Source organism: Desulfobacterales bacterium (assembly GCA_030066985.1).
Classification (GTDB): Bacteria; Desulfobacterota; Desulfobacteria; order Desulfobacterales; family JAHEIW01; genus JAHEIW01.
This window is the reverse complement of sequence record JASJAN010000012.1, coordinates 57,219-76,471: the sequence shown is the minus strand read 5'-3', so window position 1 is coordinate 76,471 and position 19,253 is coordinate 57,219. Positions and strand designations below refer to the sequence as shown.

The window sequence follows — 19,253 nt, the reverse complement described above, 5'->3', positions numbered from 1 at the left end:
AAGCACAAAATACAAATAATGACTTTTCGGCCGAATGTGAAGCCCGATATTCAATGTTGCGTACCCTGGGGGCGCGAGCGGTATTTTTGTTTATTAATTTTTTTCTCATTATTATGGCCCTTTATCAGCTCAAACCGGCCAGCCGCTCGTTGTTTATTGAAACCCTGGGATCTGAGCGTCTGCCCTACATCTGGATTGCCACCGCCGTATCCATGGGCGCATTTATCACCTATTATCACCGGCTGGTCGAGCGCCACAGCCGGATCCACGTGGTGCTGGGCACCTGTCTGACTATCAGCGGTTTATTGGTCATTTTTCGCTTTCTGCTCCATTCCCCCGGCCCCATTGCATCGGCTTGTTTTTATGTTTTTGTCGATATGCTGGGCGTGGTGCTGGTCGAACAATTCTGGAGCCTAACCAACTCGGTATACACCACCCATGAGGGCAAATCCTGGTACGGGCTGGTGGGTACCGGTGGTTTGGTTGGCGGTGTGGTCGGCGGCTGGGTATCGGCCATGCTCATCAAACACACACCGCTGCAGACCCCGGACCTGCTGCTGACCGGCGCGGGCATCATCAGCACCATCTTTGCGCTGACCTGGATGATGGGGCGTGTGGGCATTTACTGTGAAGTGGAGCATGTGGTGCGCCCGCACCAAAAGGCCAGCGGCGGCTGGCGTATTCTGGGTCACAGCCGCTATTTACTGCTGATTGCCGCCATTCTGTTGCTGGCGCAGTTGGCCTCGCCGCTGGTGGAGTATCAGTTTTTAAACACCGTCGAAATCGCATACCCGGACCGTGAAGCCCGTACGGCTTTTTTATCATTGTTTTTCAGTATATTGGGCATTATGTCAATTGCTGTCAACCTGGGCATAACACCCCTGGTGCATCGCTACCTGGGAGCGATCGCCGGGTTGCTGGTCCAGCCGCTGATGATGTTTATTTTTTCGTGGTGCTTTTTTCTGCAATCAACGCTATTTTTCAGCGGCGCTACCAAAATCAGCGATCGGGCCCTTTCCTATTCCATCAACCGCGCCTCCAAAGAGCTGCTGTATGTGCCCATCGATTCCGTCCTGATCTACCAGGCCAAAGCTTGGATCGACATGTTCGGCTACCGTCTGTTTAAGGTGTCCGGCTCGGTGGTCATCCTGCTGTTCACCCAATGGCTGCCTTTTACCCTCAGCGTACCCCAGCTGAGCTGGTTTACCATTTCCATCTGCGCCGTCTGGATCACCATTATTTTTGTGCTGCGCATCGATTATCAGGTGGCCTGCGAGGCGGCGGGTTCCTAAGTTCAATACAGAGGACAGACGTCAGAGGACAGATGACAGAGGTCAGAGATCAGAAGACAGAGGTCAGCAGGTTTCAGGTACGAACAAAAGGGCTGGCACCTGAATCCGCCTGCGGCGGAACACCTGACACCTATTTTTTTAAGATTTAATTCCCATATTCCCTAAAATATACGTCCGGGTCCGACTGCAGCTGCTTTAATCGGTATTGATAGCGGCCGATAATGGCCTGTTTGCTGCGCATATTCGTATACGCTTCCGGTGGGAGCTGTTCCAACCAGGCAATTTTTTCCTGCAGTTTTTCCGCTTCCGAATTGATCCGCTCCTGGCGGGACGGCGGTTTATTGGATGCTGTTGCCTTGGGTGGCGAGGCGGTATCCGCTTTATCCATCTGTTTGATGATGGCTTCAATGTTGTTTTCGTTTATGATTTCCTGGATCTCATATTCGGTGGTGTCGGATTTGATTTCAGGAGCACTTTCAACGGGAATCGACCGCTCGGGCGGTGGGGTGTGGCTGAAGTGTTTGACACCGTTTTCATCGGTCCAGGAATAAATTTCGGCCTGCACGCCGGAACTGATTAGCGCACTTATGATGAATATAATAACAACAGCGATGGTCTTCATTCCATCTCCAAAAATTTTGTTTAAATAAACGGCCTTATTGCGCTGGCCATCTGATGCTTACCATTAAATGATGACAAATCTGGTCTTTCCTGTCAAATTTTACGAGGAGTTTACTTGAAAATAAACGTGACTTTCTTAGTTTTAGAGGTGGCATTCTATTCAAGCCCTTGCTAATAGCGGAGTGAATTATCCGCAGCGAGATCGCGTACTGTTTGAATGCATTAGGGGGCGTTGCGAAAGCACAGCCCATAACCTCCCAGCAACTGATGGATCCACTGTTGATCTTGCAGTGAAACGGTCATTTTAGATTTGAATGCTGTACTTTTGTTACGCCCCTTTGTGCATGAGTTTGCGCGATTCAGTCGCTGATTATTCACGCAGCGATCTGATTAGCATACAACCAGGCCTTCAATCATTAAAGTTTAGCCTGAACACACAATTCATCTTTTACCAATTCTTATTCTTAAAAAGAAAAATGCCATGACCCTCAATGCTTTCGACTGGGCCATTATCATTGTCTACCTGATAGGGATGATCGGTTTAAGCTTTTATTTGGCACGCGGCCAAAAATCCGATCGCGATTACTATTTGGGTGGCAACGACACCGCGCCTTTGCCCATTGCGCTGTCCACCATGGCCACCCAGTGTTCGACCAACAGCCTGCTGGGTGCCCCGGCTTTCGTGGCCTTTGCGGCCGGCGGCGGGCTCATCTGGCTGCAATTTGAGCTGGCGTTGCCCTTGGCCATGATCGTGTTAATGGCGCTGATCTTTCCACTGCTCAGGGGCATGAATCTGATTTCGGTATACGCCTACCTGGAAAAGCGTTTTGATGCCCGCACCCGCATTATTGTCAGCCTCTTTTTTCAATTTATTCGTGCCTTTGGTACCGGCGTAACGGTTTACGGCATCTCACTGGTCCTTATGCTTTGCCTCAACCTGCCGTTTTGGGCAGCCGTGTTGATGCTGGGCGGCATTACGATTGTCTATGATGTGCTCGGCGGTATGAAGGCGGTGATCTGGTCGGATGTGATTCAAATTGTGGTGCTGTTTGGCGCCATTTTGGCAGCGATTGCGATGGCGCTTCATCTGACGGGTGGCCTGTCCATCGTTTTGGACCAGCCGGCCCGATTGCGGGCGGTTAATTTCAGCAGTCACGGCCTGGGGGATGGCCAGACATTTTCTTTCTGGCCGATGCTGTTTGGCGGGTTTTTCTTATACCTTTCCTATTACGGTTGTGACCAGACCCAGGCCCAGCGGGAGCTGTCCACCCGCAGCGTGGCAGATACCAACCGGGCCCTGTTTTTAGACGGCATGATGCGCTTTCCGCTGGTTTTTTCCTATTGCTTTCTGGGTCTTTGTCTGGGGGCCTACGTCCTGCTGCAACCGGACTTTTTGACCGCATTGCCGTTAACTGACACGGGTGAACCCAACTATAATGTGGCGGTGCCGGTTTTCGTTTTGCGGCACTTTCCCCACGGTCTGATCGGACTGGTCATGGTGGGGTTGTTTGCCGCAGCGATGTCTTCTTTAGACTCCACCCTAAATGCCCTCTCAGCGCTGAGCATGCAGGATGTTGTCAAGCGTTATTTAAAATTGGACCTGTCGGGTCGCAAGGAGCTGATCGTGTCCAAATTGCTGACCGTATTCTGGGGGTCGGTGTGTTTGTTTTTTGCGTTTTTTGTGGGGGACATCTCCGACACGATCGTTGAATCCATCAACAAAATCGGGTCGTTGCTAAACGGGCCCTTGCTGGCGGTATTTCTAATGGGTATGCTGACACGGCGCATCAACGGTCAGGGCGCAACGGGTGGGTTGATCCTCGGGTTTGTGGTTAACCTTTTATTGTGGCGCTATGCCCCCAAGATTTCATGGTTGTGGTGGAATGTGATCGGCTTTTTTACCGCCTACCTGATGGGATACCTGATCAGTCTGGCCTTTGCCAAACCGGATCCAGACCAGTTGAAAGGCACCTTGTTTGAGCGCAAGCGTCGCACCGCCGAAACCTGGCAGGAGCGTTGGGGGCGTTATTATATCGTCCTGGCGCTGTATGCGGCCGGGATATTGGCGTTTCTGGTGTTTCTGACATATGGGTAGTTGGGATTGGCGTATTGAAGTGCTGGAGTAATGGAGTACTAAAGGAATGCGCGCACTACCCAGCGCTCCAATCCAGCCTTCGTAGCCAAGCTACTTCGGCGGAGTAGGCTACTTCAATCCTCCAATAATCCGGCAAAGGAATGCCCCGATGGTGATTGGTGACTTTGAATTCTCAAACCGGCAAAACAGCCCAATACGGCTTTAGATATTATAATTATCCTTAATAGGCGCTTCATTTGAAGGGCTTGCTTTATCAGCCGTCTGATTTTTGGGGTCGTCCCCTTCGGTTTGATCACAGGTGTTGTGGGCGCCTTCGAACACAGTGACCTCACAATCCAATTCTGCATCATGTTCATCTTTATGTTTCACATCGTTCATTTTTGAAGCCGTCCTTTTTTAAGCAGTCGCAAATATGTCCTATCGGTGATGGTGACAAATACCGCTAACACCAAAAATGGTAAGCACGAAATGGCTTTTGTAAATTAGCGCTACCGCCGACTTACGCGCTGACTATTTGAACCGCGACTGGCGGCGGCAGATAACGCATTTAATCAGCGAGCCTCTTTTTTAACGATATCCGCGTTGACTGTGTTACGGTTTTATGCGAAGGGTAACCAGGGGCAACCGTCGGTGATTGCCCCCTTTTCATCGGCTGAGATTTTTGGCGCCACCGCTTGGTCAATAAGGCATCCTGTAGCAAACTGAATCGATAATGAACAAACTATTACTGATCAATCCTGTAAAACGTAGGAGCGGCTATCTCCTGAGCCCCTTTTCAACCTTTCCGCCGCTGGGCTTGTCCTACGTTGCCGCTGTCACGCCCTCGAATTGGGAGGTTCAGATCGCCGATGAAAATTTTGAGGAATTGACATTTGAACCAGCCGATCTGGTGGGTATCACGGCCTTTACCAGCAGCATCACCCGGGCCTATGAAATTGCCCGGATATATCGTCAGCAGGGGATCAAAGTCATCATGGGGGGCATTCACGCCTCCATGTGTCCGGATGAAATCCTGCAATATGCCGACGCCGTGGTCATTGGCGAGGTGGAGGATGTCTGGGAAACGGTTATCAAAGATTTTGAACAAAATCGGCTACAGGAAAAATATGTTGGGCCGCATGTTGATTTTTCACGTCCTCAGATCAAGCCTCGGCGCGATTTGCTCAATCCCAACTATGTGTGGCATTCCGTTCAGACCTCACGTGGCTGCCCGTTTAACTGTGATTTTTGCTCGGTCTCGCGTTATCTGGGCAAAGCCTACCGGCAACGCTATGCCGAAGATGTGCTCGATGAATTGGCCGGCATTGATGGGGAGCTGATTGCCTTTTTGGATGATAACCTGGTGGGGGTGAGCGCCGAGAACAAAGAGCGGGCCAAAGAACTCTTCAAAGGCATGATTCGTATGGGCCTATCCAAGAAATGGTGGATGCAAACCTCCATAAATTCTGCTGATGATGAGGATCTCTTGGCACTGGCTGCGGAGGCCGGTTGCCTGTGCGCGTTTATCGGATTTGAGGCCATCAGCGAAAAAACCCTCAAGGGGATGCGAAAAGGCATCAATTTAAAGCTGGGAATTGACAATTACAAAAAGGTGGTCAAGACCTTCCACAAATATGGGATTGCCGTCTACGGCGCTTTTATCCTGGGCAATGATTTTGAATCTGCCAACTATTACCGGCAGTTGGCGGACTTTATCGCCCACTCCGGCATTGATATTGTTCAAATCAGCTTGCTGACACCGCTGCCCGGCACCAAATTGATGGAGGTGATGCAAAAGGAAAACCGCATCGTCTACCAAGATTTTCCGCAGGATTGGGAAAAATACCGCCTTTCTTATATTGTTCACCAGCCAAACGGTATCGATGCGGACGCCGTTTACATTGGCAACAATCTTATTAAACAGCGTCTGTATTCTTTTCCGACTTACCAGATGCGGATGCTACGCTCTTTGCTGAGTCTTAAAAATTTGAACAGCTTTTATGCCGCCAAAAAATTTAATGTCTCTTTGAAAAAAGCCTGGCAGGGTTCCCATTACTACAGAGACTATCCAACCGAGTTTCCCAAAACACCGACCAATTGATTTTGCATAGGGTTTTTTGAGACTGCAACCGGGCATCGCCCCGGTGGTCTACGATAGAGACAACTCTGAGGGGCTGTACAGGGAGATGAATCGGGACGGATGGTGCACCAGCCCCCATTCCTTTATATCGGCGATGAAGGCTTCCACCAGATCCGGATCCAGATCGGTGCCGCTGATCTGACGCAAGATCCCCAAAGCTTCGATCCAGCTTTTGCGCTGCTGATAGGGCCGATCGGTTGTGATGGCATCAAAACAATCCGCAGCCCTGACAATTTTGGCACCCAGCGGAATCTGCTCGTCTCTGAGGCCGAAGGGATAACCGCTGCCATCGATTTTTTCATGGTGATATAGGACACAATCGATGGCCGCTGCCGGCAGGTCAAAATCCTTTAAAACGGCCACACCGATCAAAGGGTGCAAGCGCACTTCAGCCATCATATCACCGGAAAGCTGCTTGTGAGTATTGTTAAGAACCTTTGCGCTCAGGCCGATTTTGCCCATATCATGCAGCAGCCCGCCCAGTTGGATGTCCTCAACATCAGTGGCCTTCAGGCCGATGCGTTGCGCCAGGCGACGGGCATATATGGCCACCCGCCGGCCATGCTCTCGGGTGTAGGGATCTTTCATTTCCAGGGCTGCTGCAATGGGGGACAGCCTGGAAATCAGCATGCCGGTACGGCTGAACGGTTTTAAATTATCTTTGCTAAATAGGTTCAACATGATTTAAAGACCTTGATATCGAAAAAATGGGTCCTTTTAAAATCGAAACGAGGGGTATAATCGAATGGCAGGACGCTGTCAACAAAAAAGCGCCCGGGGCGGTCTGTGAACATCAGGTTGAATATGGTGCTGCCAGGATGGTGTTTGACGGTGGTTGGCTTCCCAATTACCCTATGACTTGCTAATGAGCCCGCACACATTATGTTTTAAGCGGTTGTTTCAATCTGAAAAATGGTGACCAAAAATTTCGCATGCCATCTTTAGATCCGTTTTTTGGAGGACAAATGATATCTATTCGACTGATATTGCACTTAATTTTTGCTGTTGTGGCCACGGGTCTGTATTCTGTCCCGGATGCCGCCGCAGACGAAAAAACATGTATTTTCAAAGCAGATGTGCGCAAAGTACATGTAACGGTTTGGGATGAGGATTCGGGTGAAGATCGGCAGGATAAGATCTATGAAGGTTGGTTGACGCCCGAACAACGCCATAAAGTGACCAGCCAGACCGGATATATTGTTTTCAGCTACCAACTTGCTGATGCGGATCGCTCATATGGCGACAATCACCGAAGATGCCAAAACGGCAATATCATCCGGGTGCCCTGATTCTTAGGCCATCTGTTTTGAAAATCGCAGCACCCGCTTGATGTATTGTTGGGTTTCGGGATAAGGGACGTGGCCATTGTATTTGATGACGGTCCCGGGACCGGCATTGTAGGCCGCCAGCGCGTGTCTGACATTGCCGTCAAACCGATTCAGCATGCGCCGTAAATATTTGGCACCCCCATCGATATTCTGATCGATATCAAAGCTGTCGGTGACACCCAACTCTTTGGCGGTGGCCGGCATCAGCTGCATCAATCCTCTGGCGCCAGCGCGTGAAACCGCACCCACCTGAAAATTGGATTCAGCCCGAATAACCGCTTTAATCAAGGCTGGCGGCAGGCTGTATTTAGCGGCCGCTTTTTGAACACATTGCTCGATCTGCTCGCGTTTGCTTAAAACCGGCGGTGTTTGTTGAATTTTTGGCTCTGGCTTTATGGCGGGCTCAGTTTTTTCATTTTTGCGGCTAACCTCTAAAGGGGTTTTGCGATTCAAAGCCTTTGACGGGGGCTGGGTTGGAATTGGTTTCAGGATTCTGTTTTCAAAAAAATGTGTTGCGGGTTGGGGTTTAAAGCGTGATTTTGAGATCACCGCTTGGGCGCGGTAATCGGCTATGGTCAGCCCGCGGGTTTTAAATTTTCTGCCAGTGGTGCGGCTCTGGACAGCAGAAAGGATGTTCTTAAAATGGGTGCCCTGTACAGCCATACGGTGATTTGATCCATATTTGGCCTTGGACTTGGCACGCCCAAGGATCTGACGGCTGTGAAGTTGCTGAATCGAAAACAGATGGTTGTGCGCCATAATTTAGTTAACTGTATCAAGAGGTTAAAGTTGTAATCGGTCTATAATTAGCAATATCCGTTCCAAATCTGATATCTATATAAAATATATTTAAAATCAAATAGTTATAAGCTATCGGGTTCGTTTGCAGCAAGGCCTAATAAGAAAAAATTGCCTCTTTTACCCTGGTTGCGGGTGTTAGCGGGCGAGTGATTAGCGGATTGAGAAGTGATCGTAGACGGCAGGGTTATGGGTTGAGCAGGTCCGAGACGACGATGATAAACTGCAGGGGATCCACATAAGCCCCATTCACTTTGACGCCCCAGTGCAGGTGCGGGCCGCTGACCCTTCCGGTGGCGCCGCTTAATCCGATTTGATCTCCCCTGGCCACATGCTGACCGGCAACTACGTCAATTTTACTCAGGTGGGCATAGTTGGTGAAGATGCCCATGCCGTGATCGACGATGACAATATTGCCCGAAAAATACAGGTTTTTGGCCAGCCGGACCACTCCGGAGTTGGATGCATAAATCGGTGTGCCGGTTTTAGCCCGAAAATCCGTGCCCCGGTGGTAGCTTTGCAGCTCACCGTTGAACAACCGGAGGTTTCCAAAGACGCTGGTGGTTTTGCTGGTTAGCGGTTTGATAAAATTACCATACCAAAGGCGCGTATGGCTGCTGCTGGCATAGATGCGACGGACCTCTTTTTTTTCGGCCTTAATGCGTTGCAGATTTTTAGGGCTCGGGCTGACATGCTTTGGTGCCACTTTCAGGGCTTCTTTTCTGTAACTGCCCTCGACAATCTGAAAAGGAACACGCTGGCTGTTTTGGCGGCCATCTGCGTCTGTCCATTCCAATTCGATAGTCGTTTTCTGCGGCTTTTTGCCGATCGGAATGCCGACCAGCCCGCAATAGACCCCGGCAGGCTTTATGGGGTGCTGGAAAAGGGCAATGTCGTTTTGCTCAAAACGGGCTTTCAGGCCGCTTGCATCGAGTTCCGCAGCGCGCAGATCCAATTCAATAACCGTCACCTGGCCGTTGGCTACCTCGGACGAGGAAAGTCTGGCAACAGCATTCGGGGTGTCGGTTGTGGTTTCATTGCCTGCCGCAGCACACCCGGGCAACACCGCACCGACTGCGCCAACCATCAGCAGAACGGCAATAATCTTCAATAATCTCAAAGTATCAAATCTCATGTACAAAGCATATCAGCTAAGTTGAAATTAGAATAGCGACAAATAAGAGAAGGGGCTTTAAATAACAATGCCGATGACCCATCAAACCGCTTTTTTTCCTTTTATGGATTTTCTGAGCCACATTGAGTATCAAGCAGCGGGAGAAATATAATTAAAGTAAAAGCTGTCTTTAAAATTGTAGATCACGCCCAAGGGCAAGGCGAAAACCAATTCAAAAATGGAGCATACACGGTAGTATCGAGCATTTTGAATTGGTTTTCAACGCAGCCCTTGGGTGTTAGATGCATTTTAAAGACAGCTTTTCAGCCTTTGATGATCCTCGGCAACAACATCTGATGCTGCGGGCAAATCGATTTCGGGTTCTGATAAGCCGCACCGGCAAAAGCCATCAGATACTGGCGAATTTCGGTCATCTTGGCCACTTCATCCACCATGCCGTGCTGGGCACAGTAAACAGGTCTGGAATAGTCGTGATATTCTTTGACCAGTTTGTTCATTTCTTCAATGATGGGCTCCAGCGGACGACCGGCTGCTTTTTCTTTGACCAGACGGCGCGAAAAACTGGCCGCCGCTGCGGTCTCGCCGTGCATCACGTAGATTTCCGTGGCGGGTGTGCCAATGGTAAATGAATTGTGGCGGTTGGCCGTGGGTCCACCCATGATATAATGGGCTGCAGCGGTGCCTTTTCTGAGCAGCACCAGCATCATGGGCACACCGGTTTGCTGGATGGAATAAATCAGCGCCTGACCCAGGCCCAGCAATTCGGCTTTTTCGGCGATATCGCCCACATCGATGCCGCTGGTGTCCTGAAACCAGATGACGGGCACCCGGTCTCGACCGCAGAGAGTGACAAACTCGTTCAATTTAATGAGTCCCTGGCGATAGAGTTTGCCCCCGATGCCGGCATAGTCGGCATATTCGGGATAATCCTCACCGAAAAATCCCTGGCGGTTGCCGATGACGCCCGTGAGGTACCCGTCTACTTTAACCAAACCGGTGTATACCTCGGGGCCATAATCGGGCCGGTATTCCATGTGCTCGCTGCCGTCAACTAAGCGTGCCAAAATCTCGTCGAAATTGTACATGGCCTTCTGATTAAACGGCAGCAGGTGATAAAGATCTTCCTGGGGAAAACGCGGCTCTTTGGGTTCTGCTACCCGGAAAAATTTCGGATTATAGGCCGGCATATCTTTCATATACTCTTTGATACCGTCCAACACCGCTTCTTCGGTTTCAAAGACATAGCGGAAAAAGCCCGTTTCATCATAATGAATTTTGGTGGATCCGGGCGGTTCAACCTTGAATTGCTTGGCCGCCGAAATCAACTGCTCGGCGCCATCCAGGTCAAAGTAGCCTTTGGGTGACATGCCGCTTAAAATACCGCCGCCGCCCACTGCGATGTTGCAGTCTTTGTGGGCAAACAGGATAGTGGGGCTGATTCCCTGGTATCCGCCACCGGCCGGGTTGGTGCCGTAAATGGCCGCCAGGATCGGTACGGCTGCCTGGTTGAGCTCGGCATGCCTGAAAAAGGTGGTGCCGGAGCCGCGGCGATCGGCATAAAATTTTTCCTGCTCGGTGAGCTTGACGCCACTGCAGTTGACCAGCCAGACCAGGGGTATATTCAACCGTTTGGCCAGATCGGTGCAGCGAAATACGTTTTCAGCCTGTCCGGGCAACCAGGCCCCGGCATAAACCTTGTTGTCAAAACCGATGACCACCGCCCATTTGCCCGATATTTTTGCCAGACCATCGATCACGTTGGTGGTGCCTTCGGAGTTGTCCTCAGGATTGTAAAGGGTATGCAGGGGATTCCAGCTACCGGGATCCACCAGGTATTCCAGGCGCTGCCAGATCGTCAATTGTCCGCGGGCATTGATCTTTTCTGCCGGCATACCGGCATTTTTAACCTTTTCAACCGCTTCGGCCACCTGGGCCTCGACTTCCTTTATTTGTTTAACACTGGCCTCGGTACTTTTAATCTGACCGGGTTTAAGTTCTTGTCCAAATTCTGTCATTTTTTCAAAATAGGGTCTCATATTCCTCCTCCAGCTCTGTGATATTGCCAAATTTTTGTCAACTGTTCCATATACGAACGATCTATGCACGTCAAGGCCAGAAGTGCACTATTTGAACTTGACATCCGCTTCGCCTTCAAGTATCAAACGGGTTTAATTAACTCAATTCTCCCGTTTTGGGGGGAATGTAGAACAAACTTCATGTAGAAAAGGGAGGACGGAATGGCAACTGAAATTCTGGCACCAATGCCTGGGACGATTATCAATATTCTTGTGAAGGAAGGTGAAGAAGTCTTGGAATATCAGGAAGTGATTATTCTAGAAGCCATGAAAATGGAAAATGCCATCCCATCGCCTGAAGCCGGTAAAATTAAAGAAATCAAAGTCAACGTAGACGATAAAGTTGCAACCAATCAAGTATTGATGGTTCTCGAATAAAACACCTATCAGCACCTGCACCAGCAAGATCTGATCAAGGGCCCGACCGATAATGACGTTTGGGCCTTTTGTTTTTGCACGTTTTTCGCTAATTCACGAAAACACGATAATTAAAAATCGCGACATTGTCATTAGTCGAGTTAATCTACCAAAGAGGTCGCATTGCTGGGTCCTATTTTTGTCAATTTGTGGTCAAACCGCAAAAAGCCCCCGCTGACCAAACTGCGCGCGATCGAGGATCCCGAACAGTTTTTGTGGCAGATTCTTCCCCATGCGGCCCGCACGTTTTCGTTTGTGATCGTATTCCTTCCGCCGCGGATGCGACGCGGCCTGGCGCTGGCTTACCTTTATTGCCGCATGCTGGACACATATGAAGATCTATTGCCCACCCTGCCGGAAAAGGAATCAGCCCTTCAGCGCTTTATCGATCGGTTCGATGGCTCCGGCAAGTTGAAGCCGGCCCCGTCTCTTGACCTGCACCTTACCACTGATCCAAAGGAGAGCACGCACGTACTGTTGGTCAATCGTGCTGCCTCTATCGATGCTCATTTTGATCGCTTGGTAAAACCGCAGCAGGCAGCCATTCGCCGGCTTGTGCGGCGCATGGGTGAAGGCATGATTTGGGCCAGTCGCGTTTTTGCCGATCAGCGCGGTGTTCTTAAGACACCGGGGCAGCTTTCGCGCTATTGCTGGTATGTGCTCGGCACGCCGATGCTTTTTGCAGATGAAATGGTGCGCCTGGACCGGGGACTCTCTCCCCAAATCGATGATGCACGCTTGCGGCTGTGTGCCGTGGTTGGGGAAGTCATACAGCTGGCCAACATCACCCGTGATATCGAAAAAGATTACGTGCGCGGCATCTTCTATCATCCGCAGCTACCCGGCCTGGAAGGCATTCGGCGTCAGCAGGGTATCCTGGAAGTACGCCGGCAGCTGGTGCTGCGGGCGCTGCGCCAGTTCCGCGAGTTTCCGAAGTATTTCAATACCATGCCAACTGCAACGATTTCACGGGCCCGGGGGGCCGCCATGCTGCTGATTATCACCACCTATGCCTATTACTGGCGTGCCGCCCAAAAAGCCGGGCTGACGGCGTTTGAAAAACAGGAGCGAATGACGCTGATGCGCGGTGCGGTCACCTGGCTGAAATGCGTCCTTTCCCGTCGGGCAACCGCGCGCTTTTTAAAATGGCTTGAACAAACGGTGATCAAGGCTTTTGAGCGCTGCAAGCCGGATGAGGGTAAGGTGTTTATCTGGGAGGATGGGCAATTCGATGTGGTTAAAACCCTCTCAAATGACTGATGGCTGTGTTGTGATCCGTTTCGAAATGCTCACGTACTTACGTGTACGCTCCGCTTTCTCACCGAATCACGCCTTGCCCTCAGCCATTTGAAAGAGTTTTAACACTTTTAAATATAGCAGTTTTTAAACCTCATCGCGATGATAGTCTGATTAAGGCAGTCATTTGGGGAAAATAGAGGGAAGGGCCCATCCTTATTGCCTCTGGAAAAAAATCCAGTATCAGGCTTCTTTGCCTGTTGTGATTTGTTTGATGAGGTTTAGAGAAGCATCCAGCGCCTTGCCTTTGAAACGACCCCTTAGCGCGGCCTCCAGCATTTGCGGCGTGATGACCCGCTTCATGGCAGCCAACACCGCCAGTGACGCCAGCGCCCAGTCCGGGCGTTTAATGCCCTGATCTTTTAGATCGACCGCATGGATGCGGGCCTTGCTGTGCGGCACACTCACGCCGTCGATTTGAACGACGAGCGCTTTTTTTCCCAGGCGCGCAAATAGCTCCCGCCGCCGCTCAACCCCTTCCTGATCCAGCGCTACGACCACATTCGGATTTTCAATTCCGGTAAAATCAATTTCCTGCGGTGATAAAATCAGCTCGCTGATTGAGGGGCCTCTGAGGACGGTAATATTATACTCATTTTTTTGAGTGGTTTTCATACCGGCCGTCAGCCCGGCGATACACAGCAGCTCACCGGCAGTAATCACCCGCTGACCGGCGCTACCGAGCAAAATAACCTCTTGGCGACCTTTTTGAGGCGCTTTAAATTGGGTTTCGATGACCGGCGGCTGCGGAACTTTTTTCTGGTCGGCGGCCAGGCGGCGATAATGTTGCCCGTACTCCGGGCGCACATTATCCGGCACAATGCCTTCGCGCGGCGGCAATTCGGCCAGGGCCTCATCGATCATTTTGGGGGTGAGCCGGTTTTTTTTGGTATAGCGCCCGGGGCAAACACCCCAGATGTCCAGCAGGGCGAATCCGTCGTATTCAATGGCATCCTGGATAAGCTGCGGCAGGTCTTTTTGATAGCCGGAGCATCGCCGCACATAGGGTGCGCCGGCGCAGCGAGCTACCTCGCAAATATCCAGGGGCCGCTCCAGGGCAGACAGAAAACCCGATCCCAGCTGGGCGTCCGGTGGCGTGGTAGCCGAGTACTGGCCGCCGGTCATGCCGAAATTAAAATTGTTTAAAATCAGCAGAGTCAGATTAAGGTTGCGGCGGCAGGCTGCCAGCAGGTGGGCACCGCCGATCCCCTGACCACCATCTCCCATGGTGACCACCACGTTTAGCTCCGGTTGCGCAATTTTTAGCCCGGCCGCATAGGTCAGAGCGCGACCGTGCAGTCCGTGCATGGCATGGGTGTGAAAAAACGTGTCAAACAGGCCCGAACAGCCGATATCGCTGACCATCACAATCTGATGGCCGGCCAACCCCATGTTTTGAAACGCCCGGTCAAGCTGGTGCGTAATGCGTTCATGTGCGCAGCCCGGACATAAAACCGGCGGTCTTGCCGCATTTAGCAGACTATTCATGGCCAAGCGCCTCCTTTATTCGGGAAGGCGTGATAAGCCGGCCATCCATTTGACCACAGAAGTCCACCGGCGTGTGAGGCAGAATCCGTTGGATTTCCCGCACATATTGACCCAGGTTCATTTCCACCACGACGATGCGTTTGGCATTGCGAGCAGCTTGCCGGATCACATTTTCCGGCACCGGCCATAATGTTTTTAAAATCAGCAGCGATATGGGTTTGCCCTTTTTCTTGCGGGCTTTAAAGACCGCTTTTGCTGCCCGGGCAGAGACTCCATAAGCAATCAGCAAGGTGTCGGCATCGCCGCTGCTGTAAAGTTCATGAAAAGAAAAGCGGTCGATGGCCGACAGCAGCTTGTTCTTTAAACGCGCCTGATTTTGAGCGATGACATCCGAATCGGTGGTGATATATCCATCGGGGCCGTGGGTCGAGGAGGTCTGGCGAACGAGAACTTCATGGCCGATGGGCAGAAAATTGGGAACCTGCTGCCCCGGGTCCACCCCAAAAGGCAACAGGGGCTGATCGGTTGGCGCTGCGGAGCGCTCGACAAGATCGGGGATCTCTATGTTTTGAAGATCGATGCTTTCACGCGTCATACCGATTTCTTTGTTGGACGCCAAAAAAACCGGACAGCGAAATTCTTCGGCCAGATTAAAGGCCTGCAGCGTCAATGCAAAACAATCCGCCACATCCACCGGCGCCAGAACAATCACCGGCAGGCCACCGCTGCTGCCCCAGCGTAAAAAATTAATATCGCCATCGGCCCCGCGGGTGGCCGAGCCGGTTGAAGGCCCCAGTCGTTGTACATCTACGATGACGATCGGTATTTCGCTGCCGATCGCAAAGGATAGGTTTTCACTGTAAAGGCTGATGCCCGGACCCGAGGTGGCGGTCATGACTTTCATTCCGGCCATGGATGCGCCCAGACAAAATCCAATCGAAGCAATCTCATCCTCACCTTGAATACAAATGCCACCCAGAGGCGGTAGCAAGTTGAGCATGTTGTGATAGATGGTGGTTGCCGGTGTGATGGGATAGCCGGCAAAAAACCGGCAACCTGCAGCAATGGCCCCACGGGCAATTGCCTCGTTGCCTTCTAATAAACTAAGACTCATATCTTCTAAACCTGTTCACATTTAAATTAATGACCGCTTCTCATTAATTTTCATACAAATCACATTTTAAAGGATTTGCGGGAGGGCGGTGGCTTATCTTTTCCGCCGAGTCTAAAGCTCCAGCTGGATTTCCTTTGAGCGGTAACTTTCTCCTGCCACGGGTAGCGAATACGGGTATGAAAGGACACTTCCAGGGCATCGACCAGTACACGCACTATTTTGGAGATATCGCGGGTCGTCAGGTCGCACTGGCTGAATTGTCCATCTGCGATGCGTTTGCCGACGATAAGCTGGACCATTTTTTTCAGTTTGGTGCGGGTGGGGTCCTGCATCGTGCGGGATGCGGCTTCTACCGAATCGACGATCATCAGAATGGCCGCTTCCGCGCTCTGTGGCTTGGGGCCCGGATACCTGAAGTCGAGTTCATCCAGGGTTTCCCTGGGCTGCTCCTTGGTTGCCAGGCTAAAAAAGTACTCCATCAGCTGGGTTCCGTGGTGCTGAACAATCAAATCCACCACGGCTCTGGGCAAGCCGGCGGTCATCGCGATTTTGATGCCGCTTTTAACGTGGTTGATAATCAATTCAGTGCTTTCCCAGGGGTCCAGCAAGTCATGTGGATTTGGGCTGTTGAATTGGTTTTCAATAAAATTTTTGGGCACTTCCATTTTGCCGATATCGTGGTAATAGGCACCTATGCGCAAAAGCAGTGAATTGGCGCCGATGGCCTCACCGACAACCTGTGCCAGATGGGCGACGGTCATCGAATGCTGATAGGTGCCGGGCGCGGTTTGCTGCAATTTTTTCAACAGCGGATGCTGCAAGTCCGAGTATCGATTGAGTTTAAAGGTGGAGGCCGTATCCCAGCTAATTTCCAGCAGCGGCAGCAGCAACAGCGCCAGGGGCCCGGCGGCCAAACCGCCAACAAAAGCCCAGCCGATTTGTTCCATCAAGGCCGGATTGAAGGATTCTGCCTGAAGCAGGGCGCTGATATTCAGCTGGCCCGTTGCTGCCGGAAAGACCGCCTGCCAATCCAGGCTGAAGGCCATAACGCTCAGCGCGTTGACCAATCCCACAATCACAGACGGCAGGATAATCTGCCAGCGTTTTTGTATATTGGCAGACACCAGTGTGGCCGCCAATCCGCCAAAAATAAGATAAAGCACGATGGGATATTGCGGGCCGGCAAACAGGCTGACCAGAATGGCCCCCACCACAGCGGTGCCGATGGCGGTCAGCTTTCCATGATTTAAGGAGATGACCATCAAGGGTAAAAATGCAAAAGGAATGATGTAGATCGGCCATGGCGTAAACAGCAGGCATCCCTTGAGCACAACGATACATAAAATCAACAATGATATCAGGGGCCGCTGCGGTGGTGCTTTGCGCGATCCATCTGTCAGCACCTTTGAAAGAAACAAGTTGTAGAAAATAACCATGAATAAAACCGTAAACACAACCCAGGGCGCGTTACGGTATATTTTTTTAATCTGTTGTTGTTGATAGGCGTTTAACAACAGCACATCTTCTTCGCTCAATACCTTGCGAAAGGGCACCAGAATTTCACCGGCCTGAAACGAGAGGGTCTCGATTGGATATTGACGGTGAATTTTGTCCAGACGCAGCGTATTTTCCTTTTCGTCGTAAATCAGGTTCGGCAGCAGGGTGGTCTGAGATATTTTTAAGACCGGGTCCAGGACGGATGCGTTTACCTGCCAGAAAAGCGCCTCAACTTTTTGCAGCAGCATCAGTCGCGCGGATTGAAGCGATGTCAGTTCATCAACAGGGGTCATCGCCGGTGCTTTGAGGGTGGGATCGTGGATTTCGATGGTTTTTTTACCTTTTAACCGTTTGGCGTCATCATAGATTTTATTTTGAAGAATGGACTCTTCAATGGTTAAAATGCCTTTCAGTAATTTTCTCAAATCCCGATATTGCAATACTTTGGACATGGTTTTAGCCGGGATATCCACACCAAATTCGGAGTTGATCAATAAAACCAGTTCATCGACGCGTTTTTTCCCGCGATCCTGATAGGTTAATAATTCCTTGGTCAGCACCTGCATTTTTTTTCTGGAGGCTTTGACGCGCTCAGGAACATAATTAAATACCGGGATAAACTGCGAAAGGGCCTGAATCCGCTTTGAACTCAGTGCCTTTTTCTGATCAAAAGTAAACGGCTGGCGGGCCCGGATCGACAGCGATGCGGTATTTTGAGGTTTGGGCGGTCTGACGGCCAAATAGATGTTTTCCACAAAGCAGGCAAAAATCGTCAATGCAATCAACGTCACATTTAACAGTAATTTCATAAAAAAATTTGATATCAGTGGTCGTTCCATAGATCCTGCTCTAACCTACCCGTTTTGATGATCCCTGACAGCATTGCGTATGAGGGTCTTTATCATATAAAGCCCGGCAAATTGAGTCAATCAAATCCGACTTTGCCCCTTAATTTTTCTCCACAATTGCCGATATATATACTGTCGGAATCAGGCGGAATTACCATCAGGCGCTGATGCGTTTCCGTAAGGCCCTGTAATTGTACAAACTTTAGCACGATTATTGACTTTTTAAGGTCTTTCTGAGATAATATACTGTAATAACTAGATGATTTTATCATACAGTCACTGATATTTAACTGGATTGTGTTATTTTTCGATTTACAATCAGATCGACTATCCGTGCGGCCATTATCGCAAGTGCCCTGCCATACTCAGTAAAATATAAAACGGCCGAAAGTGGTTATACAGGAGGACGAAAATGCTGGGTAGAACATTTGCCCGTTTTAAAAAACAAAAAAAGAATGGGGCTTCGGTGGCCTCCTCTAAGAAGGGAAACGGCGGTGCTTCGGCCGTCGGCCGACTGGCAAGGATATTAAGCGCTTCTGGCAGGGTTAGTCTGGCTTCTTTGCGCAAGATGGCTCGGGAAGAGGAAGCTGACGCCTTTGTCAAATTTGTCCAGCGTCCGGTGCTTGTGGGTTCTGCGGTCAAGACGGGGATTATTTCCAGTCAATCGGGAATGGCCAGCGAAGAACTCAACAGTACCCAAATTTTTGAACCCTCCAAAAGTATGGGCAGCTCCATATCCGCTTCCGAGAGTTTGAAACATGCCGTATACCCGCTGGTCAAAGGTGAATATCCGGCAACTCCCCGCGGAAGCTTTTATATCGGGCGTATCAACGGTAACGATATGATTATGCCCGATTATGCCATATCCAAGCGCCACGCCATCATTGACATTGAAGATAGCGCCTACTTCATTCGGGATGCCGGATCAACTAATGGCACCAAGATAAACGGCTCGCGATTGGCTAAAAAACGCGTCAGGCTCAAAGACAAGGATGTCATTGGTTTCGCCCGGTACGAATTTACCTTTCTGTATCCAAAATCTCTCTACGAAATGTTGTGTGAAGCGAAGAGCTAAAGGTTAGCTAATCGATGCACTTGAAACCGACCGCGCTTGTGGCGGTAAGGTGAGG

The 19,253-nt window shown here is 50.6% G+C and carries 16 protein-coding genes; 7 read left to right on the top strand and 9 right to left on the bottom strand.

Going from position 1 to position 19,253, the window contains the following annotated elements; all coding sequences use genetic code 11:
• Positions 1 to 53 precede the first annotated feature (53 nt).
• Positions 54 to 1,292, top strand: coding sequence for an Npt1/Npt2 family nucleotide transporter (locus QNJ26_07935; GenBank protein MDJ0985460.1), 1,239 nt, complete (start codon positions 54 to 56; stop codon positions 1,290 to 1,292).
• A gap of 145 nt (positions 1,293 to 1,437) precedes the next feature.
• Here the strand turns inward: QNJ26_07935 and QNJ26_07930 are convergent, their stop codons facing one another.
• A complete protein-coding gene (locus QNJ26_07930) occupies positions 1,438 to 1,914 on the bottom strand; it encodes a DUF4124 domain-containing protein (GenBank protein ID MDJ0985459.1) in 477 nt (158 codons plus the stop codon).
• Between the two features lie 480 nt (positions 1,915 to 2,394).
• On the opposite strand from QNJ26_07930, the gene QNJ26_07925 reads away from it, so the two are divergent.
• Positions 2,395 to 4,008: a sodium:solute symporter gene (locus QNJ26_07925; GenBank protein MDJ0985458.1), complete on the top strand. Its 1,614-nt coding sequence runs from the start codon at positions 2,395 to 2,397 to the stop codon at positions 4,006 to 4,008.
• A 201-nt stretch (positions 4,009 to 4,209) separates the two neighbouring features.
• Here QNJ26_07925 and QNJ26_07920 read toward each other — a convergent pair whose 3' ends face one another.
• Entirely contained in the window at positions 4,210 to 4,386 is a 177-nt protein-coding gene (locus QNJ26_07920) for a hypothetical protein (protein ID MDJ0985457.1), read from the bottom strand.
• A gap of 334 nt (positions 4,387 to 4,720) precedes the next feature.
• Between QNJ26_07920 and QNJ26_07915 the strand changes: the two genes are divergently transcribed.
• Positions 4,721 to 6,088 (top strand): radical SAM protein, encoded by a 1,368-nt coding sequence (locus QNJ26_07915; protein MDJ0985456.1) that lies wholly within the window; start codon positions 4,721 to 4,723, stop codon positions 6,086 to 6,088.
• Between the two features lie 48 nt (positions 6,089 to 6,136).
• Here the strand turns inward: QNJ26_07915 and QNJ26_07910 are convergent, their stop codons facing one another.
• Entirely contained in the window at positions 6,137 to 6,808 is a 672-nt protein-coding gene (locus QNJ26_07910; protein ID MDJ0985455.1) for an HD domain-containing protein, read from the bottom strand.
• Positions 6,809 to 7,092: 284 nt separating this feature from the next.
• Here QNJ26_07910 and QNJ26_07905 point away from each other — a divergent pair, with 284 nt between their 5' ends.
• Positions 7,093 to 7,416, top strand: a complete 324-nt coding sequence (locus QNJ26_07905; GenBank protein MDJ0985454.1) for a hypothetical protein — start codon at positions 7,093 to 7,095, stop codon at positions 7,414 to 7,416.
• A 3-nt stretch (positions 7,417 to 7,419) separates the two neighbouring features.
• Here QNJ26_07905 and QNJ26_07900 read toward each other — a convergent pair whose 3' ends face one another.
• The 3 genes from QNJ26_07900 to QNJ26_07890 all read right to left on the bottom strand — a co-directional run bounded on the left by QNJ26_07900 (position 7,420) and on the right by QNJ26_07890 (position 11,424).
• A complete protein-coding gene (locus QNJ26_07900; protein ID MDJ0985453.1) occupies positions 7,420 to 8,214 on the bottom strand; it encodes a lytic transglycosylase domain-containing protein in 795 nt (264 codons plus the stop codon).
• Between the two features lie 226 nt (positions 8,215 to 8,440).
• A complete protein-coding gene (locus QNJ26_07895) occupies positions 8,441 to 9,373 on the bottom strand; it encodes a M23 family metallopeptidase (protein MDJ0985452.1) in 933 nt (310 codons plus the stop codon).
• Positions 9,374 to 9,690: 317 nt separating this feature from the next.
• Positions 9,691 to 11,424: a carboxyl transferase domain-containing protein gene (locus tag QNJ26_07890; GenBank protein ID MDJ0985451.1), complete on the bottom strand. Its 1,734-nt coding sequence runs from the start codon at positions 11,422 to 11,424 to the stop codon at positions 9,691 to 9,693.
• A 201-nt stretch (positions 11,425 to 11,625) separates the two neighbouring features.
• On the opposite strand from QNJ26_07890, the gene QNJ26_07885 reads away from it, so the two are divergent.
• A complete protein-coding gene (locus QNJ26_07885) occupies positions 11,626 to 11,841 on the top strand; it encodes an acetyl-CoA carboxylase biotin carboxyl carrier protein subunit (GenBank protein MDJ0985450.1) in 216 nt (71 codons plus the stop codon).
• 162 nt (positions 11,842 to 12,003) lie between these two features.
• Positions 12,004 to 13,140: a squalene/phytoene synthase family protein gene (locus tag QNJ26_07880; GenBank protein MDJ0985449.1), complete on the top strand. Its 1,137-nt coding sequence runs from the start codon at positions 12,004 to 12,006 to the stop codon at positions 13,138 to 13,140.
• A 219-nt stretch (positions 13,141 to 13,359) separates the two neighbouring features.
• Here QNJ26_07880 and QNJ26_07875 read toward each other — a convergent pair whose 3' ends face one another.
• From QNJ26_07875 to QNJ26_07865, 3 genes are read right to left on the bottom strand one after another with little or no spacing between them, the layout of a single operon-like run.
• A complete protein-coding gene (locus tag QNJ26_07875; GenBank protein ID MDJ0985448.1) occupies positions 13,360 to 14,664 on the bottom strand; it encodes a thiamine pyrophosphate-dependent enzyme in 1,305 nt (434 codons plus the stop codon).
• Positions 14,657 to 15,778 (bottom strand): pyruvate flavodoxin/ferredoxin oxidoreductase, encoded by a 1,122-nt coding sequence (locus tag QNJ26_07870; GenBank protein ID MDJ0985447.1) that lies wholly within the window; start codon positions 15,776 to 15,778, stop codon positions 14,657 to 14,659. The genes QNJ26_07875 and QNJ26_07870 overlap by 8 nt, the downstream gene beginning before the upstream one ends.
• A 59-nt stretch (positions 15,779 to 15,837) precedes the next feature.
• Complete coding sequence (locus tag QNJ26_07865) at positions 15,838 to 18,114, bottom strand: HDIG domain-containing protein (protein MDJ0985446.1); 2,277 nt, start codon at positions 18,112 to 18,114, stop codon at positions 15,838 to 15,840.
• Between the two features lie 421 nt (positions 18,115 to 18,535).
• Between QNJ26_07865 and QNJ26_07860 the strand changes: the two genes are divergently transcribed.
• Positions 18,536 to 19,198 (top strand): FHA domain-containing protein, encoded by a 663-nt coding sequence (locus QNJ26_07860; GenBank protein ID MDJ0985445.1) that lies wholly within the window; start codon positions 18,536 to 18,538, stop codon positions 19,196 to 19,198.
• The last annotated feature ends 55 nt before the right edge of the window (positions 19,199 to 19,253 follow it).